Origin of the sequence: uncultured Winogradskyella sp. (assembly GCF_937958655.1) — a bacterium.
Lineage (GTDB): Bacteria > Bacteroidota > Bacteroidia > Flavobacteriales > Flavobacteriaceae > Winogradskyella.
In genome coordinates, this window is record NZ_CALGNH010000020.1 from 1 (window position 1) to 21,292 (window position 21,292).

General features: G+C 33.8%; 20 protein-coding genes and 1 pseudogene. 19 read left to right on the forward strand and 2 right to left on the reverse strand.

The window, feature by feature from the left end; translation table 11 throughout:
• The 3 genes and pseudogenes from mnmG to Q0800_RS04285 all read left to right on the forward strand — a co-directional run.
• Positions 1 to 1,473, forward strand: a 1,473-nt coding sequence (gene mnmG, locus Q0800_RS04275) for a tRNA uridine-5-carboxymethylaminomethyl(34) synthesis enzyme MnmG (RefSeq protein WP_299127908.1), incomplete at its 5' end; no start/stop codon positions are given.
• Positions 1,474 to 1,606: 133 nt separating this feature from the next.
• Positions 1,607 to 2,479: pseudogene (locus Q0800_RS04280) on the forward strand (class I SAM-dependent methyltransferase).
• 210 nt (positions 2,480 to 2,689) lie between these two features.
• Positions 2,690 to 3,253 carry an OmpH family outer membrane protein gene (locus tag Q0800_RS04285; RefSeq protein ID WP_299127910.1) on the forward strand — a complete coding sequence of 188 codons (564 nt, stop codon included), beginning with the start codon at positions 2,690 to 2,692 and terminating at the stop codon, positions 3,251 to 3,253.
• 51 nt (positions 3,254 to 3,304) lie between these two features.
• Here the strand turns inward: Q0800_RS04285 and Q0800_RS04290 are convergent, their stop codons facing one another.
• Positions 3,305 to 4,462 (reverse strand): DNA polymerase III subunit delta', encoded by a 1,158-nt coding sequence (locus Q0800_RS04290; RefSeq protein WP_299127911.1) that lies wholly within the window; start codon positions 4,460 to 4,462, stop codon positions 3,305 to 3,307.
• A gap of 85 nt (positions 4,463 to 4,547) precedes the next feature.
• Here Q0800_RS04290 and Q0800_RS04295 point away from each other — a divergent pair, with 85 nt between their 5' ends.
• The 3 genes from Q0800_RS04295 to Q0800_RS04305 are packed head-to-tail and all read left to right on the forward strand — an operon-like array spanning position 4,548 to position 8,446.
• Complete coding sequence (locus Q0800_RS04295) at positions 4,548 to 5,735, forward strand: phosphoglycerate kinase (protein WP_299127913.1); 1,188 nt, start codon at positions 4,548 to 4,550, stop codon at positions 5,733 to 5,735.
• Between the two features lie 59 nt (positions 5,736 to 5,794).
• Positions 5,795 to 7,441, forward strand: a complete 1,647-nt coding sequence (locus tag Q0800_RS04300) for a lytic transglycosylase domain-containing protein (protein ID WP_299127916.1) — start codon at positions 5,795 to 5,797, stop codon at positions 7,439 to 7,441.
• A 24-nt stretch (positions 7,442 to 7,465) separates the two neighbouring features.
• The gene (locus tag Q0800_RS04305) at positions 7,466 to 8,446 is read left to right on the forward strand and encodes a DUF4837 family protein (protein ID WP_299127917.1); all 981 of its coding nucleotides are present in this window, start codon (positions 7,466 to 7,468) and stop codon (positions 8,444 to 8,446) included.
• 55 nt (positions 8,447 to 8,501) lie between these two features.
• Here the strand turns inward: Q0800_RS04305 and Q0800_RS04310 are convergent, their stop codons facing one another.
• Positions 8,502 to 8,687 (reverse strand): twin-arginine translocase TatA/TatE family subunit, encoded by a 186-nt coding sequence (locus Q0800_RS04310; RefSeq protein ID WP_299127918.1) that lies wholly within the window; start codon positions 8,685 to 8,687, stop codon positions 8,502 to 8,504.
• A 113-nt stretch (positions 8,688 to 8,800) separates the two neighbouring features.
• Between Q0800_RS04310 and Q0800_RS04315 the strand changes: the two genes are divergently transcribed.
• The 13 genes from Q0800_RS04315 to Q0800_RS04375 are packed head-to-tail and all read left to right on the forward strand — an operon-like array spanning position 8,801 to position 21,243.
• Positions 8,801 to 9,670, forward strand: coding sequence for a M23 family metallopeptidase (locus Q0800_RS04315; protein ID WP_299127919.1), 870 nt, complete (start codon positions 8,801 to 8,803; stop codon positions 9,668 to 9,670).
• Positions 9,670 to 11,172, forward strand: a complete 1,503-nt coding sequence (locus tag Q0800_RS04320; protein ID WP_299127921.1) for a GH3 auxin-responsive promoter family protein — start codon at positions 9,670 to 9,672, stop codon at positions 11,170 to 11,172. The genes Q0800_RS04315 and Q0800_RS04320 overlap by 1 nt, the downstream gene beginning before the upstream one ends.
• Before the next feature lie 26 nt (positions 11,173 to 11,198).
• Positions 11,199 to 12,890 (forward strand): hypothetical protein, encoded by a 1,692-nt coding sequence (locus Q0800_RS04325; RefSeq protein WP_299127922.1) that lies wholly within the window; start codon positions 11,199 to 11,201, stop codon positions 12,888 to 12,890.
• Between the two features lie 4 nt (positions 12,891 to 12,894).
• The gene (locus Q0800_RS04330; RefSeq protein WP_299127924.1) at positions 12,895 to 13,953 is read left to right on the forward strand and encodes a hypothetical protein; all 1,059 of its coding nucleotides are present in this window, start codon (positions 12,895 to 12,897) and stop codon (positions 13,951 to 13,953) included.
• Positions 13,943 to 14,965 (forward strand): dTDP-glucose 4,6-dehydratase, encoded by a 1,023-nt coding sequence (rfbB, locus tag Q0800_RS04335; protein ID WP_299127925.1) that lies wholly within the window; start codon positions 13,943 to 13,945, stop codon positions 14,963 to 14,965. The genes Q0800_RS04330 and rfbB overlap by 11 nt, the downstream gene beginning before the upstream one ends.
• The gene (gene rfbA, locus Q0800_RS04340; RefSeq protein WP_299127926.1) at positions 14,962 to 15,825 is read left to right on the forward strand and encodes a glucose-1-phosphate thymidylyltransferase RfbA; all 864 of its coding nucleotides are present in this window, start codon (positions 14,962 to 14,964) and stop codon (positions 15,823 to 15,825) included. The genes rfbB and rfbA overlap by 4 nt, the downstream gene beginning before the upstream one ends.
• 1 nt (position 15,826) lies before the next feature.
• Positions 15,827 to 16,372 carry a dTDP-4-dehydrorhamnose 3,5-epimerase gene (rfbC, locus tag Q0800_RS04345; RefSeq protein WP_299127927.1) on the forward strand — a complete coding sequence of 182 codons (546 nt, stop codon included), beginning with the start codon at positions 15,827 to 15,829 and terminating at the stop codon, positions 16,370 to 16,372.
• On the forward strand, positions 16,369 to 17,232 hold the full coding sequence (gene rfbD, locus Q0800_RS04350; protein WP_299127929.1) for a dTDP-4-dehydrorhamnose reductase: 864 nt from the start codon (positions 16,369 to 16,371) through the stop codon (positions 17,230 to 17,232). Before rfbC ends, rfbD begins: the two co-directional genes overlap by 4 nt.
• Before the next feature lies 1 nt (position 17,233).
• The gene (gene cysQ / locus Q0800_RS04355) at positions 17,234 to 18,043 is read left to right on the forward strand and encodes a 3'(2'),5'-bisphosphate nucleotidase CysQ (protein ID WP_299127930.1); all 810 of its coding nucleotides are present in this window, start codon (positions 17,234 to 17,236) and stop codon (positions 18,041 to 18,043) included.
• Positions 18,044 to 18,472, forward strand: a complete 429-nt coding sequence (locus Q0800_RS04360; RefSeq protein ID WP_299127931.1) for a DUF2061 domain-containing protein — start codon at positions 18,044 to 18,046, stop codon at positions 18,470 to 18,472.
• A gap of 1 nt (position 18,473) precedes the next feature.
• A complete protein-coding gene (gene cysC / locus Q0800_RS04365; protein ID WP_299127932.1) occupies positions 18,474 to 19,073 on the forward strand; it encodes an adenylyl-sulfate kinase in 600 nt (199 codons plus the stop codon).
• Positions 19,070 to 19,975, forward strand: coding sequence for a sulfate adenylyltransferase subunit CysD (gene cysD / locus Q0800_RS04370; RefSeq protein ID WP_299127934.1), 906 nt, complete (start codon positions 19,070 to 19,072; stop codon positions 19,973 to 19,975). Before cysC ends, cysD begins: the two co-directional genes overlap by 4 nt.
• 11 nt (positions 19,976 to 19,986) lie before the next feature.
• The gene (locus Q0800_RS04375; RefSeq protein ID WP_299127935.1) at positions 19,987 to 21,243 is read left to right on the forward strand and encodes a GTP-binding protein; all 1,257 of its coding nucleotides are present in this window, start codon (positions 19,987 to 19,989) and stop codon (positions 21,241 to 21,243) included.
• Positions 21,244 to 21,292 lie beyond the last annotated feature (49 nt).

A 21,292-nucleotide genomic window follows, 5' to 3' on the forward strand; every position in this document is an offset into this window, starting at 1 on the left:
GTTGCTGGCGTTAAGACCTCTCTGGGAATTGAAGTTAAAGCAAAAACCGTTGTATTGACTAATGGTACATTTTTAAATGGTCTTATTCATATCGGTGATAAAAACTTTGGTGGAGGAAGAGCGGGTGAAAGAGCTGCTACAGGAATAACAGAAGAGCTCATCGAAATTGGTTTTGATTCGGGTAGAATGAAAACAGGAACACCACCAAGGGTAGATGGACGGTCATTAGATTATTCTGTAATGATAGAACAACCAGGTGACACCAATCCAGAGAAATTTTCCTATTTAGATATTACGAAACCTTTAGAGAATCAACGTTCTTGTCACATGACTTATACGAGTCCTGATGTACATGATTTATTGCGTGAAGGTTTTGATCGTTCACCAATGTTTAATGGTAGAATTAAAAGTGTCGGCCCAAGATATTGCCCTTCAATAGAAGATAAGATTAATCGTTTTGCGGACAAGGATAGACATCAATTATTCGTAGAGCCTGAGGGTTGGAATACGGTTGAGGTATATGTTAATGGGTTTTCAACTTCCCTTCCAGAGGATGTTCAGTATAAAGCTCTAAAATCTGTAAAAGGTTTTGAAAATGTGAAATTCTTTAGACCAGGCTACGCTATAGAGTATGATTATTTTCCACCAACACAATTAAAGCATACGCTAGAAACAAAGTTAGTTGAAGGTCTATTCTTTGCAGGGCAGATTAACGTGACAACTGGTTATGAAGAAGCGGCGTCTCAAGGTCTCATGGCTGGGATAAATGCAAGTTTAAAAGTACAGAAAAGAGATCCATTTACCTTAAAACGAGATGAAGCTTACATAGGTGTTTTAATAGATGATTTGATCACAAAGGGTACAGAAGAGCCTTATCGTATGTTTACCTCACGCGCTGAATACAGAACGCTTTTAAGACAAGACAATGCAGATTTTAGGTTAACACCAAAAAGTTATGATTTGGGATTAGCATCTGAAAAACGACTGAAACGAATGGAAGAAAAGCAATCTAAATCCAATGCTTTTGTTCAATTTTTTAAAGACACGAGTGTAAAGCCAGATGAGATAAATCCAGTTTTAGAATCTAAGAATTCAGCTAAGGTGAAACAGCAGGACAAAATGTTTAAGCTTTACGCAAGACCAAATATTACCATAGATGATATGCGTAAAGTGGAGTCGGTACAAAGCTATATTTCTGATAATAATTTAGATACCGAGGTCATTGAGCAAACGGAAATACAAGTTAAATATGCTGGTTATATAGAGAAGGAAAAGAACAATGCAGACAAACTTAATCGCCTTGAGAATCTAAAGATTCCTTCAGATTTTGACTATTCAAAACTAAAATCTATGAGTATGGAGGCAAGACAAAAGTTAGCAGAAATTCAACCAGTCACTATTTCACAAGCCTCAAGAATCAGCGGAGTATCTCCGAATGATGTGTCCGTGTTATTAGTTTATTTAGGAAGATAATTGTTTGTGTTCCACGTGGAACATGTAACTTTATTTATAAAACACCCCTGAAGTCCACTAAAGCGGATAATCAAAAAATAGCCAAATTAGATAAATGTTCCTTGAGGGGACTTTAGGGGTATAAAAGAAAAATATCTGTGAATTAGTGGTAAACCATAAAGCAATATATCTAATAGTAAAAGACCATTCCGTTTCGGGAGAAGATTTTCAGCTGCTGTATAATAACGAACTCGATATGTTGTAAACGTTTCCACAACCTAAAGCAGAAAACCTTTCTGAATATTACAAGAGTGAAGACTATATTTCACACACTGATACGAAACGAAATCTGTTAGAAAAGGTTTATCATTTTGTTCGAAGCATCTCATTGAAGCGAAAACTAAAATTGATCAATTCATTCAAAATTGAGAAGAAAACGCTTTTAGATATAGGGTGTGGTACTGGCGATTTTTTAGAGGTAGCTCAAAAAGATAATTGGCAGATTACAGGAATTGAACCCAACGAAAGCGCAAGAAAGATCGCCAATTTAAAAACCAATAATTCAGTTTTTGAAATAGAACATTTAGCTACGCTAGAAGCAAACAGTTTTGATGTCATTACACTTTGGCATGTATTGGAGCATTTACCAAATATAGAAATGCACATCAAGTTGTTTAAACATCTTCTAAAACCTAATGGCACTTTAGTAATAGCGGTTCCTAATTTTAAAAGTTATGATGCTAGTCACTACAAAAACTTTTGGGCAGCATATGATGTACCAAGACATCTTTGGCATTTTTCGCAGACATCAATAGAACGACTTTTTAAAAAGGAAAAGATTGATCTCAAAGAAACATTACCATTGAAATTTGATTCGTATTACGTGAGCTTACTTTCTGAAAAATACAAGTCGGGATGGATAAATCCCTTCAAAGCATTTTGGATTGGATGGCATTCAAATTATGGGGCAAGACGCTCAAAGGAATATTCATCCCACATATATATATTAAAACACCAAAATTCTTAAATATAAGCCGCCTAGTAATCAATCTCTGTCTAAAACAATAAAGTATAAGTCTTAAAATTTAAATGCGCTTAAAACGCATTATTTTGAACAAGAATTAATAGGTTTTTAATATAAAAATAACCTGCAGCATAGATTTTATATATGAACAAGAATTTTCGTAAAACACAACTTAACTTTTATACATTTGCAAAAATTTAATTTAAATCGAATATGAAAAACCTAATAGTAGCATTAATAGTTTTAGTTTCTTTTTCATCTTGTCAAGAACAACACAAAGTTGCTTTTGTAGACAACACAAAAGTGATAGACGATTATCAAATGAAAATTGATATTGAGAAAAAATTTGAGGATCAAAGCACCGCATTTAACAAAAAGAGAGACAGTATTGGTCAGGTATATCAAATGGAAGTACAGACGATACAAATGAAATTAAGTAGAATGTCTCAAAGAAAGCAAGAAGAAGAATCCCAGAAATTTCAGCAAAAATGGCAACCCATTCAACAGCAGATGCAATTTCAGCAACAGCAAATGGAGCAAAGTTTTAATACAGAAATAGAATTGGTATTAGAAAAAGTAAATGGCTTTGTTGACGATTATGGTAAAAAGAATGGTTATACCTTTATATTCGGCAAAAATAGAGCTGGTAGTATAATGTATGGAGCAGAGGCTAAAGACATTACTAAAACCCTTACAGAAGCCATAAATAAAGCTTATGAAAATAAGGACGAAGCTAAAAAGGAAGCCAAAACATTAGAAGACGAAACGGAAGAATAAAAAGAAACTTCGGACAAATAATAACAACGTTCTTACTCTAAAAAGCCGAGCTTATGCTTGGCTTTTTTTATGGAGTAATCGTGTTAACTTTATGGATAAATCTGTAAGAATAATCTTTGAGTTACCGTTGCGTTCAATATGGTAAATGGCGTCCTGTAACTCATTAGAAATTTCAATAATATTAGAGCCATGCACAAAAGGCGCAAACTTTTCGAGTTTAAAATTAGCCGCTTTAGGCTCTAAGTAAACTAAGTCATTAGCCTTGTAATTTAAAAGCATAGCTTGCCTAAAGTAATTGAGACAAAATGCTAAAAATTTCTTTTGAGTTTCTCTGCCAGTTTTGGCAATTTCTTCGGACCAAGAAATTAAATCGTGTATGGCGCTCTTATTGTCCTTCGCTTTAAATGCAGAACGTACCCAAATAACAAACCATTTTTCAAACTGTATGTCTTCACTATCTTTATAAATTAAATCGCAGGCTTTGTTAAAATTTCCATTGGCTTGGTGGGCAATTTTTGCAGCAACACTCATTTCTATATGGTATTTAGCCACTAAGGCCTCTGCAATGGTTTCTTCTGCTAATGGAGGAAAATGTAAAATCTGGCATCGCGACCTAATGGTGTTAATGATTTGTTCTTCATCTTCAGCAACTAATATAAAAATTGTTTTTTCTGGTGGCTCTTCTATCAGCTTTAAAAGCTTGTTGGAGGCAGCTGTATTCATCTTTTCCGCCATCCAAATTAGCATGACTTTGTAGCCTCCTTCATAAGATTTTAGGGTTAAAGCTTTTACTATTTGATGCGCCTCATCAACACCAATCTGACCTTGCTTATTATCAACACCCAATAGTTTGTACCAGTCAAATAAATTACCATAAGGTTGCTGGTCTAGAAGTTGTCGCCATTCTTCCAAATAATAACTAGAAACAGGTTTACTTTTTACTTTGTCACTAGTAGTTACCGGAAAAGCAAAATGCAAATCTGGATGCGATACATTTTTAAACTTAAGATTGCAAGATGCATTACCACCCGTATTTTCGCTATTAGTATTGCCGCACAACAAATACTGTGCGTAGGCTAAAGCCATTGGCAAAGTGCCAGAACCTTCAGAGCCAACAAATAATTGTGCGTGTGCAATTCTGCCAGCATCAACACTAGTGGTAAGATGGTTTTTAATATGTTTTTGACCTAAAACGTCTGAAAATTGCATAGCGCAAAACTATATAATTTTTTTGTCCTGTGTAATCTTTATCTTTGCACACTTTAATTATTCAATTTTACACTAATTCTATAAAATGAAAACACTAAACGACTTCAACTTCAACAATAAACAAGCACTAATACGTGTAGATTTTAATGTACCATTAAATGATAATTTTGAGGTTACCGATGCCACAAGAATTAATTCTGCAAAACCTACCATTATTAAAATCTTAGAAGATGGAGGAAGTTGTGTGTTAATGTCTCATTTAGGGCGACCAAAAGGTGTACAAGAAGAATTTTCATTACAACATATTCTTTCAAAAATAGAAGACGCGCTTGGTGTTGAAGTAAAGTTTGCTGGTAACTGTGTTGGTGAAGAGGCCATAGAAAAGGCAAATGCTCTAGAGCCTGGTGAAATTTTGCTATTAGAAAATTTGCGCTTTCACGAGGAAGAAAAACAAGGCGATAAAGACTTTGCAGAACAGCTTTCAAAACTTGGTGATATTTATGTTAATGACGCTTTTGGTACTGCACATAGAGCACATGCATCAACCACTATTGTAGCGCAGTTTTTTCCAGAAGCAAAATGTTTTGGTCATTTATTGGCTAAAGAAATTGAAAGTATCGACAAAGTCCTTAATAACAGTGAAAAACCAGTTTTAGCAGTTCTTGGAGGAGCAAAAGTATCCTCAAAAATCACCGTAATAGAAAATATATTAGATAAGGTAGACCACTTAATTATTGGTGGAGGAATGACCTATACTTTTATAAAAGCACAAGGCGGAAAGGTTGGTGATTCTATATGCGAAGATGATAAAATGGAATTGGCTTTAGATATTATGAAGCAAGCCGAAGCTAAAGGCGTAAAAATACATATACCAGTAGATGTTATTGCCGCAGATGATTTTAGTAACGATGCTAATACACAAATTTGCGACGTAAAACAAATACCTGACGGTTGGCAAGGTTTAGATGCTGGCCCTCAAACGCTACAAAACTTTAATGACGTGGTTAATTCCTGTAAAACCATACTTTGGAATGGTCCTCTTGGTGTTTTTGAAATGGAAAGTTTCTCTAAAGGCACCATAGCACTTGGTGAATCTATCGCAAATTCTACTAAAAACGGTGCATTTTCTTTAGTGGGTGGAGGTGATTCTGTAGCAGCAGTGAAGCAATTTGGATTTGAAGATAAAGTAAGTTATGTAAGTACTGGTGGTGGTGCTATGCTAGAAAGTTTAGAAGGAAAAACCTTACCTGGAATAGCAGCGATCTTAAATTAGAATTTTATTATACTATATTTAGAACCCTTTAAGTTGATAGGGCTTAACCTTGTTTGATCATGAAAATTTTGAGACATTTTAGTGTTGTTTGTTTTGTGTCAGCCTTTTTTTTAGGGACTGCACAAGAAAATAATAGTAATATAACAGATAGAATTACAAAAGAAGATTTTGAGCCAGGTAAAAGTTATGAAAAAGATACCATAATCAATGGTATTAACTATTATAAAGAGTTTAAAAGTAAAGTAAGTCAGCCAATAGAAAGTAAACCACAAATTGATGGTGCACCAACAAAGCTAAATAAGCAGATTCCGCCAGAAAATAAAGCTATTGAGATTAATAAGCTTACAGATTTACCAGAAGCATTAGAATTAGACCAAAAATGGTTAGATGAATTGTATAGCAATGCTTTGTTTGATACTATTTATAAGTCGGTTTCAGAACTTACTTACGAGCCTGTAGATTATCCAGAGTTAACCACAGACACGTTAAAAGCAAGACTAAAACGCTTAAATGCAAGAACCCCTTTTAATGTTGAATACAATCCATCACTAGAAAATGTGATTAAGCGGTATTTAAAACACAGAAGAAGCTCTATGGAGCGGCTAATGGGACTTAGCCACTTTTATTTTCCGATGTTTGAAGCTGAGTTCGATAATTACAATGTGCCTTTAGAAATGAAATACCTTTCTATTGTTGAGTCGGCCTTAAAACCAAAAGCCAAATCTAGGGTTGGAGCTACAGGATTGTGGCAATTTATGTTCGGTACAGGTAAAGAATATAAGTTAGATGTTAGCAGTTATGTTGATGAGCGTAGCGACCCAATAAAATCTACAAAAGCAGCAGCGCAGTATTTGTCTAGACTTTATAAAATATTTGGCGATTGGGATTTGGCACTGGCAGCTTATAATTCGGGTCCAGGTAATGTAAACAAAGCCATAAGGCGATCAGGTGGGTATAAAAATTATTGGAATATAAGACAAAACCTTCCAAGAGAAACTGCAGGTTATGTACCAGCATTTTTAGCCACCATGTATATTTTTGAGTTTGCCAAAGAACATGGCTTTAAACCAGAGCGACCGCTATTTCAGCACATACAGACGGATACCATTCATGTTAAGCAAATGATAAGCTTAGACCAAGTTGCTGAAACTACTGGAGTAAAGATTGAAGAGCTTCAGTTCTTAAATCCTGCCTACAAGTTAGATATTATTCCTAAATTAGAGGGTAAAACCTATGCGCTACGCTTACCAAGAGAAGCTGTTGGTATATTTACATCAAACGAGGACAAAATATATGCCTTTGCCAATGCCGAGTTTAACAAACGCGAAAAACCTTTACCACAATTATTTAATGCGGATGCCAAAGTGAGATATAGAGTAAAAAGTGGAGATTATTTAGGTAAAATTGCCAGAAAATACGGAGTAAGAGTAAGCCAATTAAAACGTTGGAATGGCTTACGAAGTAACAATTTAAAAATAGGACAGCGTTTAACCATATACCCAAAAAATCCGAGTACTACGGTAAAAACTAAGCCTAAAAAAGTATTAAATACAAAAGGTAAAAAAACATATATAGTGCAATCTGGCGATTCCCTTTGGAGTATATCACAAAAATTTTCTGGTATTTCTGTTCAAAATCTTAAAGATTGGAACGATATTAGTGGTAGTAAACTCAAAATCGGAATGACCTTAATCATTTCAGAGTAAATAACCGACAAAAATTTTAATGTTATGAGAATCGTATACACTTTATTTATTTGTGCATTATTAGTAGCATGTGGAGAAGAAAAAAAGGAAGACAGAACGACCTATTTACCAGCATCTAATGGTAACCTCAATAGTATATCCGTTGTAATTGATAATCAGCTTTGGGATGGTAATGTTGGCGAAACTATAAGGTCTGTTTTTGCAGCACCAATTAATGGTTTACCAGTGGATGAACCAAAGTTTATGATACGTCAAATTCCTCCTCAGGTATTCGATGGTTTTGCAACCCGAAGCAGAATTGTTTTAAAGATCGAAAAGGGAGACGACGCATCAGAAACTAAAGTAGTTAAGGATGCATTTGCTAAACCACAAACCCTAGCGGTTATTGGAGGGCTAACAAATGACGCTATTATAAGTCAGATAAAAACAATAAAGGTTAAAATAATAGATGCCTTTAATAAAGAAGAGGTTAAAGAAAAGCAGAGACGCATAAGTTTATCCTTACTTGCTGATGAAAAAATGGAAAAACAATTAGGTTTTAGTATTGATATTCCATCGGCTTATAGAATCAGTAAAGCAGCTGAAGATTTTTTCTGGGTGAGAAAAAATTTAAGTACCTCTAAAACAATAGAACTTATGTTTTATGAGGTTCCATTAAATTCTATTTCTAAAGGAGATAGTACTATAGTAGATATAATAAATGTACGTAACAACATTACTAAAACAAAAATACCAGGTGAGGACGATATCTATATGGCCGTAGATGATATATATGCACCATCCATGTTTAAAACCATAATAGATAATAAGCCAGCTTACGAAGTAAGAGGATTATGGAGAATGCAAGGCTATACTATGGCAGGCCCTTTTATAACTTACGTCATTGAGGATAAAGTTAATGAGCGCTATTTAATTGCCGATGGCTATGTATATGCTCCATCACTCAATAAGAGTGAATATGTGTTTGAGCTAGAGGCGATAATAAAATCTATAAAAATTAAATAAATAGAAAAGCCAACTTAATTAAGTTGGCTTTTTTTATATTCTTTAACAAGGAAAACTATTCTTTTTCTTTGCCTTCAGCAGGATCTTCTTTACTTGCGTCTTTAAATTCTTTAATTCCGCTTCCAAGCCCTTTCATTAACTCAGGGATCTTTTTCCCACCAAATAAAAGTAAAATTGCCACAATAATCAGCACCATTGACCCTGGGCCTGGCATACCTAAAAATATTGAACTTGAGATCATAATTTCTTATTTAGACTACAAAGTTAGTAATTATAGTTTAATAATAACGCTGAAAAGCTAACTTTAGCACTTTAAGCTAAAGCTATTTCACAATTTTAACTAATTTTGTTTTAATGGCAAAAAAAGACAAAAAAGATAAAAAGTTAGCAAAAAAACTATTGCATAAGTATCGTTTAGTCATTTTAAATGAAGATACTTTTGAAGAACGTTTTGCAATTAAGCTAACCAGACTTAATGTGTTTGTTTTAACCTCTGTTTCAGCAATTTTATTGGTGTTCTTAACCATTTTATTAATTGCCTTTACACCATTAAGAGAGTACATACCAGGCTATTCGTCTGCAAGACTCAAAAAAAGAGCCTCTACTTTAAACTACAAAACAGATTCTTTGGTTAAAGAATTGGAAATTAATAAAAAATACTATGCATCCATTAAAAAAGTATTAACAGGCGATGTAAAAACAGTAGAGTTTAACAGAGATTCTGTTATTGAGGCGGCCAAAAACGATGTAGATATAAAACCAGTGAGTACCAATAGAGAAGATTCCTTATTGAGAGAAAAAATAGAAAAAGAGGACAAATACAACGTTTTTGATACCGCTCTTAAAGCCTCAAACTATGTGCTTTTTCCTCCAGTAAACGGTACGTTATCAGCGCCATATAACATAGAAGAAAAACATTACGCAGTGGATATTGTTGTTGCTGCTAACACACCAGTAAAAGCTACTGCAGACGGCACAGTGATTTTTGCGGAGTGGACGGTTGAAACAGGTTATGTTGTTATTTTAGAGCATAACCAAGAGTTAATTTCTGTATATAAACACAATTCAACCATAACTAAGGAACAAGGGGACTTGGTAAAAGCAGGTGAGGTCATTGCTATGTCTGGTAATACCGGAGAGCTGAGTACTGGCCCACATTTACATTTTGAATTATGGAGTAAGGGTTACCCTGTAAATCCTACTAATTTTATTGACTTTAGATAATGCCTTCATTAAAAGCATCACTTTCTAAACCGTTTGCAAAATACGTTGCTAAACGTATACATAAATGGTCTTCTAAACCAGTCGAAACGCAACAAAAGGTGTTTGGTCATTTAATTTCAGAGGCTAAAAACACAGCTTTTGGTAAAGATCACAACTTCAACACTATTTTCTCTTATAAAGATTTTAAACAATATGTCCCTGTAAGAGATTATGAAGAATTAAAACCCTATGTGGAGCGTGTGGTTAAAGGCGAAGAAAATGTACTTTGGAAAGGTAAGCCCATCTATTTTGCCAAAACTTCTGGCACAACCTCAGGTGCTAAATATATTCCTATTACCAAAGACAGTATGCCAACGCATGTAGAAGCCGCTAGAAATGCCATTTTAATGTATATAAATGAAACTGGCAATTCAAAATTTGTAGATGGTAAAATGATTTTTTTACAAGGAAGCCCAATTCTCGAAGAAAAAAACGGCATAAAGCTTGGTAGATTATCTGGCATTGTGGCGCATTATGTTCCTAAATATCTTCAAAAGAACAGAATGCCAAGCCTAAAAACCAATTGCATAGAAGACTGGGAAACTAAGGTAGATGCTATCGTAGAGGAAACCGTCGATGAAAATATGACAATCATATCTGGGATTCCATCTTGGGTACAGATGTATTTTGAAAAATTGATTGAAAAGCGCAATAAAAAGGTAGGTGAGATTTTTAAAAATTTCAATCTATTCATATTTGGAGGCGTTAATTATGAGCCTTATCGGTCTAAGTTTGAAAATATGATAGGCAGAAAAGTAGATAGTATTGAGCTTTACCCGGCTAGTGAAGGGTTTTTTGCGTTTCAGGATAAACAGCATGAAAAGGGAATGTTGCTGCAGTTGAATTCAGGCATATTTTATGAGTTTATTGAAGCAGAGCATTTTTTTGAAAATAACCCAGAGCGCATCACTATAAAAGACGTTAAGATTGGAGTCAATTACGTTATGATTATTTCAACTACGGCTGGGCTGTGGGCTTATAATATTGGAGATACCGTTCAGTTTACTTCATTAAAACCCTATCGTGTTATTGTAAGCGGAAGGATAAAACATTTTATTTCAGCATTTGGAGAACATGTTATTGGTAAGGAAGTTGAGCAAGCACTTAAGGAGGCTACCGAGAGTACAGATATTTCAGTGAATGAGTTTACAGTTGCTCCAAAAATTAATCCTGAAGAGGGTTTACCATATCACGAGTGGTTTATAGAATTTGAAAACGAACCAACTGACGAGAAAGCATTTATTAATCGTTTAGAAAACTCCCTTAAAAAGCAGAACAGCTATTACTTAGATTTAATTGAAGGAAAGGTACTTAGGCCATTGGTAGTTACTAAAATTAAGAAGGAAGGTTTTCAAAACTACATGAAATCTATTGGTAAGTTGGGTGGTCAAAACAAGATACCGCGTCTATCTAATGACAGAAAAATAGCAGATGAATTACACAAGTTACAAGTAATTAAATAAATCTATATTTGAAGACGCAATAGTTTATGGATAAAGTCAATAAATCTCTAGGACGAACAAGAGCACAAGAAAGCTCTAGCGCCATTGAACGGATGTATATTACAATGCGTCATTTATTCAATCGTGGGTTTTACAAGCCTATGGGTGTTTCTGGAGAAACATTAAGAGAAGCGTTATTGTTACTCTGCCCAGAAATATACGGATCTGTAGGCGAAGAAAAAGCAGAATTAGAAGGCTTACTTTATGTTATAGATCGTTTGCCACAGGGCATAGAAGAATGCAAATTTATAAACCTCACCAGTGACGAAGGTTATGGAGACTCTCATTTTAAACCTATAATACCTTCTAAAAGACGCCGTAATTGTTATCGTATCGATAGCGAACAGATGAATATTGAGATTACAAGAGGACGATCAGAAATTTACGATATTTTAACCCACCTCACTTTTTTATTTATTGAATCGCATAAAATAAGTAAACGTGTAATTGTAGACGAAGAAGGCACAACCATTAGAGATTGGCAGAAGTTAGAGGCAATAGTTAAAAACACCAAAAAACTTACGCAGAAAGAACGGGAAATAGCAATAACACATACGGCAACTATTTTAGGAAGAACATTTAAAGAATTATCAGAAGTGTATTCTAAATTTGCAACAGTGGGCCAACCAGAGCGTTTATTAAATATAGTCTATTGGTTGGGTAAATTAGCAATAGAAGAAGTTGTAAAAGAACATAAAAGAACAATAACGTTTAGTCCTGTTTTACGAGAACGCTTAGGACACCACATACATGGAGAAATATGGGCAAATAATGTCAAAGCCGTTTTGTTTAAGCATGGACTGATAGAGCGACCAATACATATTATTAGCGCCAATATGCATAGTGTAATGAACTCTATTTTTGCCAAGGGTACACTAAAATCTAATACTACAAAAAACAATAGTTTTGAAATTTATGAGACTTTGAGCAACCCTAAAAGTTCTAATCTTCGTAATAAAGTAGAAAAATTAGCGTTGCAGAATGGAATGATTTTTATTAAAGATACGTCTGGTTCCAATATAGATGTTCAGATTTTTGATACTGATAAAATTGATTTTTCTAAAACAGATTTTAAATATAAAATAGATAAGGTAGAAGATAAGGCGGTTATTTGTGTTATGGATTATGCTTTTGGTGAACAAGCCTATGAAACCATGGACGAACTTTTAAAACCAATAAGCGTTGATCGAAAGAAAATACATTTAGATGTTAAGTCAATATCTATTATGGGTAAAGCAGGGATTTTAGAAGGTGGTAAGGGAGATGTAATGATACCATCTGCTCATATTTTTGAAGGAACAGCCGATAATTATCCATTTAAAAATGAACTAAGTAAAAACGATTTATTAGATTGCGGAGTTGATGTTTACGAAGGCACTATGATTACTGTATTAGGAACATCGCTTCAAAATAAAGAGATTTTAAAGTTTTTTAAAAATTCTACATGGAATGTCATAGGCCTCGAGATGGAAGGCGCACATTATCAGAAAGCCATCCAAGCGGCATCTAAGGTTAGAGGAAGTATAAACGAAGATGTAAAAGTAAGATATGCTTATTATGCGAGTGACAATCCCTTAGAAACAGGAAGTACTTTAGCTTCGGGTGGATTAGGAACTTCTGGTGTAAGACCAACGTATGCAATAACAAAAAAGATTTTAGAACAACTATTTAATGCCTAAAAAAATGAGTGAAAAATTACCACAAGACACACAAAATGAAGAAGTTGATTTAGGACAACTATTTAACGCTATAGGTAAATTATTTAAAAGTTTATTCAATTTTATTGGAAACATCTTCAAAGGATTATTTTCGGTTATAATTTATGCTATTAAGCCTTTTGTTGTGCATTTTAAGATAATTGCCCCTATTGTAGTTATTGCAGCGATTTTGGGCTATTTGTACGATAAAAAATTTAAAGATCCGGTTTATTATTCTAAAATGGTTGTTAAACCGCATTTTGATTCAAAATATAAACTATCCAGTAATATTAATTATTTTAACGAACTTATTGGTTTTCAAAAGTTAACAGAATTATCAGAGGTTTTTGAGATAGACACTTTAAGGGCTAAAGAGTTAAAAGGTTTTGAATTAGAAATGGGACCTGAGACGCAGAATGATCTTTTTTTAGAGTATGATGAATATGTAAAGAGTGTTGACACTTCTGTAGTAGATGAGCTAAATTATATTGATTTTGTAAATAATAGAGAAGTTTTATCCGCTAATATTTTTACAGTTACTGCAAGATCAAGTAGTGACGATATCTTTGTCAATTTAGAACAAGGATTTAAAAAAACGTTTGAAAATGAGTTTTCTAAGCGTCAAAAAATAAAAAGAGATGCGGTTGCTGACATTGAGCGACAAGCGCTATTAACGCAATTAGCGCGTTTAGATAGTATTCAAAAAACATATTTAACCGTATTAAAAAACGAATCTGAGAAAAGTAAACTTGCTTTAAATCTTGAAGGTGCAATACCTCTTCAAGAATCTAAATCAAACACTAAGGAATATGATTTATTTAAAGAAGAACAACGCATAAGAAGTATGCTAAGTGAAATAGAGACTGAAGTTGCTGAAGAAAACACCTACTTTGATGTATTATCAGGATTTGATAACGTTGGCCGTAAAGATAATAGTCTAAAACGGCGTTATTCTATACTCTTGCCGTTATTACTATTGGGCATTGTATTTTTAACCTTTTTAAGTATTAAAGCTTTTAATTTTATTAAAAACTATGAGGGATAGACTAAAAATACTGGTAACAGGCGGTGCTGGTTTTATTGGTTCTAATTTTATTCATCATATTCTAGACAACTCTAATAATTTGTCAATTGTAAACCTTGATAAGCTTACATATGCTGCTGACCTTTCAAACTTAGAAAGTTTAGTTACTAACAATAATTATACATTTATTAAAGGAGATATTTGTGATTCTGAATTAATGGATTCGCTTTTTAAAGACTATAATTTTACAGGTGTCATACATTTTGCTGCTGAATCCCATGTAGATAATTCTATTAAAAATCCAGACGCATTTATAAATACCAATATTCATGGTACATTTAATTTAATAAATACAGCAAAAAATTATTGGATGGACGCACCCTTTACTTTTAAAAAAGGATGTGAAAATAACAGGTTTCATCATATATCTACAGATGAGGTCTATGGCACGCTAGGTCAAACGGGTTTATTTACAGAGCAAACACCGTATGCGCCTAATAGCCCATACAGTGCATCAAAGGCGTCTTCAGACTTTATTGTTAGAAGCTATTTCCATACCTATGGGATGAATGTTGTAACCACAAATTGCAGTAATAATTATGGTCCAAAACAGCATAAGGAAAAATTAATACCTACCATTATAAGAAAAGCCTTAAGCAATGAGGATATTCCAATTTATGGAGATGGTAAAAATATAAGAGACTGGTTGTATGTTAAAGACCATTGCAAAGCAATTGATTTGGTTTTTAAAAAAGGAACAGCAGGAGAAACCTATAACGTAGGTGGTAAAAACGAAAGAAATAATTTATATATCGCCGATAAAATTTGTGCTATTTTAGATAATATGGCGCCAAAAAGTAAATCTTACAAAGCACAAATTACCTTTGTTAGTGATAGGCCAGGTCACGATTTTAGGTATGCAATTGATGCTTCAAAAATTGAAACTCAGCTAGGTTGGCGTGCAGATGAAAATTTTGAAACAGGCATTATAAAAACCGTTAACTGGTACTTAAAGAAACTTCAAAAGAAATGAAAGGAATAGTATTAGCTGGTGGATCTGGCACGCGTTTACACCCCTTAACGTTAGCAATAAGCAAACAGCTTATGCCAATTTATGATAAACCAATGATATACTACCCTATATCTACATTAATCTGGTCTGGTATAAGAGAAATACTCATTATTTCCACACCTTCGGACTTACCTTTATTTAAAAAATTACTTGGAGATGGTAAAAAGTATGGTTGCGACTTTCAATACGCAACCCAAGACAAACCTAATGGTTTGGCAGAAGCATTTATAATTGGCGAAGAATTTATTGGTAATGATAAAGTTGCTTTAATCTTAGGTGATAATATTTTTTATGGTACAGGTCTGTCAACGTTACTTCAGCAGAATAATAACCCAGACGGAGGGATAATTTATGCCTACCATGTGTTAGACCCAGAACGCTATGGCGTAGTAGAATTTAACCAAGAAGGAACAGCGATTTCAATAGAAGAAAAACCGCTTAAACCAAAATCAAATTATGCGGTTCCAGGAATTTATTTTTATGACAACTCGGTTATTGATATTGCAAAAAATATCGTACCAAGTAAGCGTGGTGAATTAGAAATTACTGACGTTAATAAAGCCTATTTAAAACAAGGAAAATTAAGTGTTTCCATTTTAGATAAGGGAACAGCATGGTTAGATACTGGGACGTTTCAATCGCTTATGCAAGCCTCCCAATTTGTACAAGTTATAGAGGAAAGGCAAGGCTTAAAAATTGGAGCTATAGAAGAAGCAGCCTACAAAATGGGTTATATTAACAAGGTGCAATTTCAGAATGTTATTCAACCATTAACTAAAAGTGGTTATGGTAAACACTTATTGAGTTTATTACAAGAGTAATATGGAATTTAAAGAAACAGATCTTAAGGGCTGCTATATATTACAACCAAAAATTTTTAACGATAAGAGAGGATATTTCGTTGAAAATTACAATAAAAAAACGTTTTTTAAAGCGACAGGATTAGACATCAATTTTGTACAAGACAATGAGTCGCGTTCGCAAAAAGGGGTTTTACGAGGTCTGCATTATCAGTTAGGTGAACATGCCCAAGCTAAATTAATTAGAGTCTCAAAAGGTAAGGTGCTCGATGTGGTTGTAGATTTAAGAAAAAACTCACAAACCTTTGGCCATAAGTTTTCAATAGTGTTATCAGCAAAAAACAAAACGCAATTATTTATACCAAGAGGATTTGCTCATGGGTTTTTAGTATTAGAGGACAACACCACTTTTAATTACAAATGCGATAATTATTACAATAAAGACGCAGAGGCAGGGATTATTTATAATGACAAAGATTTAAATATAGATTGGCAACTAACCTCAAACAATTTGATTATATCAGAAAAAGATTTGGTGTTGCCAGAATTTAAAAACGCCAAATTATGAAAAAAGTTGTAGTACTAGGCGCCAATGGGCAATTAGGACAAACACTTCTGGATATTGTAAAGAATGAGCGGTACCAGTTCTTTTTTTTTTCAAAAGAAGATATAGATATAACTAATAAAGAAAGCTTAGACGTTTTATTTAAAAAATCAGATTTTGAATATTGTATCAACTGTTCTGCATATACTAATGTAGAGGCTGCAGAAACGGATATTGAACAAGCTTTTTTGGTCAATGCTAAAGGAGTAAAGCATATTGCTGAAGTTTGTAATTTGAGTAACGTAAAGCTTATTCATATTTCTACTGATTATGTCTTTGATGGAGAAAAAAAATCACCATATAAAACGGATGACGAAACCAACCCATTAAATCAATACGGGAAATCTAAACTTAAAGGAGAACTGTATATTCAAAGTATATTAAAAGAGCACTTTATCATTAGAACATCTTGGTTATATTCTATTTATGGAAAAAATTTTCTTAAGACTATAATCAATAAAGTTGATGAAAATAAGGAGTTAAAAATTACAACAGAAGAAGTTGGCACACCGACTAGTTGTATTGATTTATCTAATTTTATTATCCATTTAATTACTAAACAAAACACTTCATACGGAATTTATAACCTTTCGGCTAAAGGGCAAACCACGTGGTATGGATTTGCCCGAGAAATTACGTATCATTACAGCCCAAAAAAAATGAACCTTATCCAACCAGCGGATCATTTTAAGACAGTTGCCAAAAGACCTAAATACACTGTATTAGATATGACTAAAACAAGTGAATTTTATGATGAGATAAAAAACTGGGAGGCGAGTGTTAAAGACATTGTAGACCAACTAACTTTAGAAAATAATCAATAAAATGACAAGTATTTTAGATAACAAAAATATTCAAACGGCAACAAAAGCCGCCCTAGAAGCTGGTGATGTTATAATGCAAATCTATGATTCAGTCTTTGATGTTGAATATAAAGATGATAAATCTCCACTAACCGAAGCAGATAAAAAAGCAAATGATGTTATAAACGCTTTTTTAAAGCAAACGGATTTTCCTATAATTAGTGAAGAAAATAAGCAGACGGACTATAACATAAGAAAAACATGGAATAGTTGCTGGGTTGTAGACCCTGTAGACGGAACCAAAGAATTTATTAAGCGTAATGGTGAGTTTACTGTTAATATAGCTCTTGTTGAAAATGGGAAACCAATACTAGGAGTCATTTACGTGCCAGCGACTAAAACACTTTACTATGCAGATACTAATTTAAAGAAAGCATACAAAGCTAGTTTAAGTTCTCATAACCAAACTATAGATTCAATTATCAATAAATCTCAACCTTTAATTCCTAAAGACAATAATTCAAACAACATAGAAGTTGTTGGAAGTAGATCTCACATGAACCAAGACACACTTGATTATGTAGAAGCACTAAAAAAAGACGGCAAGCAGGTGGAAATTGTTTCTAAAGGAAGCTCATTAAAATTCTGCCTAGTCGCAGAAGGTAAAGCAGACGTTTATCCACGTTACGCACCTACGATGGAATGGGATACTGCCGCTGGGCAAGCCATTTGCAATGCTGTAGGCTTAAAAGTTATTTCTAAAGAAACAAATAAATCTTTGGCTTATAATAAAGAAAACCTACTTAATAGTTATTTTTTAGTAAGCAAATAAATGGCAGATATTTCTTACAAAAGACATATAGCAAAGACCATTACGTGGAGAGTCATAGGAACTATAGATACCATTATTTTATCTTGGGTTGTAACAGGTAATCCCTTAGCAGGTCTAAAAATAGGTTTAGCAGAAGTTACTACTAAGTCTATATTATATTATCTTCATGAGCGTGTATGGTTTAAAATTAACTTAAGTAAAGAAGGTGTATTATTAGAAAGTAGAAAACGCCACCTAGCAAAGACCATTACTTGGCGCGTTATTGGTACTATAGATACAATGACTTTAGCTTGGATTATTTCAGGTAACCCATTAGCTGCACTACACATAGGTTTAGCAGAAATAATCACAAAAATGATATTGTATTACGTGCACGAGCGTGCGTGGTATAAAATAAATTTTGGATTAACCCAAAGAAATAAAAATTGAAATGGCTAAAAATATAATTCCCCATACTTACCAAGTCGCTTTAAACGATAGAATTAAAACAAATGGGCATAAATCGTTACTATTATGGTTTACAGGTTTGTCAGGTTCTGGTAAATCAACGATTGCAAACGTTGTTGAACAAAAATTATTTCAGAACGATATTAAAACCTATACTTTAGACGGCGATAATATAAGAAAAGGAATAAACAAAGACCTTGGTTTTTCACCAGAGGATAGAACAGAAAATATTAGGCGAATAGCAGAGGTGTCCAAATTAATGATTGATGCTGGTTTAGTAGTTTTGGGCGCATTTGTATCCCCTTATAAAAAAGACCGCGAGAACATTAAAAGTATAGTTAAAGATGTTAACTTTGTTGAAATTTTTATTAATACTAGCGTAGAAGAATGTGAACGTAGAGACGTTAAAGGACTCTATAAAAAAGCTAGAGCTGGCGAAATTAAAAATATGACAGGTATTTCCGCTCCTTATGAAGCGCCAGAAAATCCTGATATAGAAATAAAAACAGAAAACGAATCTATAGAAGCAGCTGCTCAGAGAGTCGTTGACTTTATAACACCAAAATTGTCAGAGTTACAATGAGTAAGTATTATTTAAATTATTTAGACGAATTAGAAAGTGAAGCTATTTTTGTTTTACGAGAAGTATGGGCTCAATTCGATAATCCCGTAATATTATTTTCGGGAGGAAAAGACTCTATTTTAGTTACACATTTAGCAAAAAAAGCATTCTATCCTGCAAGGATACCATTTCCATTAATGCACGTAGACACAGGGCATAATTTTCCTGAGACCATAAAATTTAGAGATGATATCATTAAAGAATTGGGAGCACAACTTATAGTGGGTTCTGTTCAAGACTCTATTGATGAAGGTCGTGTTGCAGAAGAGAAAGGTAAAAATGCCACAAGGAACGCCTTGCAAATAACAACACTTTTAGATGCCATAGAATCTAATAATATAGACTGCGCTATTGGTGGTGGAAGACGAGACGAAGAAAAAGCCAGAGCAAAAGAACGTTTCTTTTCACATAGAGATGATTTTGGGCAATGGGATCCAAAGAACCAACGACCAGAACTCTGGAACATTTTTAATGGAAAGCATTTTGAAGGAGAGCACTTTAGAGCGTTTCCTATAAGTAACTGGACAGAAATGGACGTTTGGAACTATATAAAAAGGGAAAATATAGCCATCCCATCTTTATATTTTGCTCACGAAAGAGAAGTGGTTTGGAGACAAGACAGTTGGATACCTAATTCTGAGTTTTTAATCCTTGAAGACCATGAAGAAATCGTAACCAAGAAGATACGTTTTAGAACTTTAGGTGATATTACCATAACAGGTGGTATAGAATCAGATGCAGATACGTTAGAAAAAATTGCTGATGAGGTTTCGGGTATGCGCCAGACAGAGCGTGGTAACCGAAGCGATGATAAACGTTCAGAATCTGCAATGGAAGACAGAAAAAGACAAGGCTATTTTTAAAGAAGACAAACATGTTAGATAATAATCAACTATTAAGATTTACAACAGCAGGAAGCGTTGATGACGGTAAGAGTACATTAATTGGGCGCTTACTGTACGATTCTAAGTCTATATTCGAAGATCAACTAGAAGCAATAGAAAACACAAGTAAAAAGAAAGGTCACGAAGGTGTAGATCTTGCTTTATTTACGGATGGATTGCGTGATGAAAGAGAACAAGGTATAACCATAGACGTTGCGTATAGGTATTTTACAACGCCTAAGCGTAAGTTTATAATAGCGGACACACCAGGTCATATTCAATATACCAGAAACATGGTAACCGGTGCTTCTACAGCTAACGCAGCAATAATTCTTGTTGATGCTAGACATGGAGTTATTGAGCAAACTAAACGTCATTCCTTTATAGCATCATTATTACAGATTCCTCATGTCATTGTTTGTATCAACAAAATGGATTTGGTGGATTATAAAGAAGACGCATACAATAAAGTTATTCAACAGTTTGAAGAATTTTCTTCAAAACTATTAGTGCATGATATACGTTTCATCCCTATTAGTGCACTTAATGGCGACAATGTGGTTAACCGATCAGAAAATATGAATTGGTATCAAGGCGCACCTTTATTACACACTTTAGAAACTATGCACATCAGTAGTGATATAAATAAAGTGGACGCAAGGTTCCCAGTGCAAACAGTCTTAAGACCGCAAAGCGACGATGACAATAGAGACTATAGAGGATATGCAGGTCGTGTAGCAAGTGGAATATTTAGGGTTAACGATGAGGTTACTGTGATGCCTTCAGGCTTTACGTCAAAGATTAAGTCTATAGATGTGCTGGATAAATCATTAAATGAAGCTTACGCACCAATGTCAGTGTCCTTAACGCTTGAAGATGATATTGACATTAGTCGTGGAGATATGATTGTAAGATCCAATAATAAGCCAGAAGCGCTTCAAGATATAGAAGTTATGCTTTGTTGGTTGAACGACGATGCAGCTAAGCCAAGAGCTAAATACAGTATAAGACATACTAGTAATGAGCAAAAGGCAATGATTAAAGAGGTGATTTATAAAATAAATATCGAAACTTTAGACCGTAATACGGAAGATAAATCACTTAACATGAATGATATCTCTAAGGTAAAAATAAGAACTACAAAACCTTTAATGGTTGATCCTTACAGAGAAAATAGAACTACAGGAAGCATCATTTTAATAGATGACGCAACTAACGAAACTGTTGCTGCGGGTATGATTGTTTAATGAGTCTAACATCAATACCTTTTTTAAATTAATAATTTAGTTAAAATTG

Coding starts and splice junctions, on each gene's coding strand:
- Q0800_RS04285 (WP_299127910.1), top strand. CDS start 2,690: ATGAAAAACCTAATAGTAGCATTAATAGTTTTAGTTTCTTTTTCATCT.
- Q0800_RS04290 (WP_299127911.1), bottom strand. CDS start 4,462: ATGCAATTTTCAGACGTTTTAGGTCAAAAACATATTAAAAACCATCTT.
- Q0800_RS04295 (WP_299127913.1), top strand. CDS start 4,548: ATGAAAACACTAAACGACTTCAACTTCAACAATAAACAAGCACTAATA.
- Q0800_RS04300 (WP_299127916.1), top strand. CDS start 5,795: ATGAAAATTTTGAGACATTTTAGTGTTGTTTGTTTTGTGTCAGCCTTT.
- Q0800_RS04305 (WP_299127917.1), top strand. CDS start 7,466: ATGAGAATCGTATACACTTTATTTATTTGTGCATTATTAGTAGCATGT.
- Q0800_RS04310 (WP_299127918.1), bottom strand. CDS start 8,687: ATGATCTCAAGTTCAATATTTTTAGGTATGCCAGGCCCAGGGTCAATG.
- Q0800_RS04315 (WP_299127919.1), top strand. CDS start 8,801: ATGGCAAAAAAAGACAAAAAAGATAAAAAGTTAGCAAAAAAACTATTG.
- Q0800_RS04320 (WP_299127921.1), top strand. CDS start 9,670: ATGCCTTCATTAAAAGCATCACTTTCTAAACCGTTTGCAAAATACGTT.
- Q0800_RS04325 (WP_299127922.1), top strand. CDS start 11,199: ATGGATAAAGTCAATAAATCTCTAGGACGAACAAGAGCACAAGAAAGC.
- Q0800_RS04330 (WP_299127924.1), top strand. CDS start 12,895: ATGAGTGAAAAATTACCACAAGACACACAAAATGAAGAAGTTGATTTA.
- rfbB (WP_299127925.1), top strand. CDS start 13,943: ATGAGGGATAGACTAAAAATACTGGTAACAGGCGGTGCTGGTTTTATT.
- rfbA (WP_299127926.1), top strand. CDS start 14,962: ATGAAAGGAATAGTATTAGCTGGTGGATCTGGCACGCGTTTACACCCC.
- rfbC (WP_299127927.1), top strand. CDS start 15,827: ATGGAATTTAAAGAAACAGATCTTAAGGGCTGCTATATATTACAACCA.
- rfbD (WP_299127929.1), top strand. CDS start 16,369: ATGAAAAAAGTTGTAGTACTAGGCGCCAATGGGCAATTAGGACAAACA.
- cysQ (WP_299127930.1), top strand. CDS start 17,234: ATGACAAGTATTTTAGATAACAAAAATATTCAAACGGCAACAAAAGCC.
- Q0800_RS04360 (WP_299127931.1), top strand. CDS start 18,044: ATGGCAGATATTTCTTACAAAAGACATATAGCAAAGACCATTACGTGG.
- cysC (WP_299127932.1), top strand. CDS start 18,474: ATGGCTAAAAATATAATTCCCCATACTTACCAAGTCGCTTTAAACGAT.
- cysD (WP_299127934.1), top strand. CDS start 19,070: ATGAGTAAGTATTATTTAAATTATTTAGACGAATTAGAAAGTGAAGCT.
- Q0800_RS04375 (WP_299127935.1), top strand. CDS start 19,987: ATGTTAGATAATAATCAACTATTAAGATTTACAACAGCAGGAAGCGTT.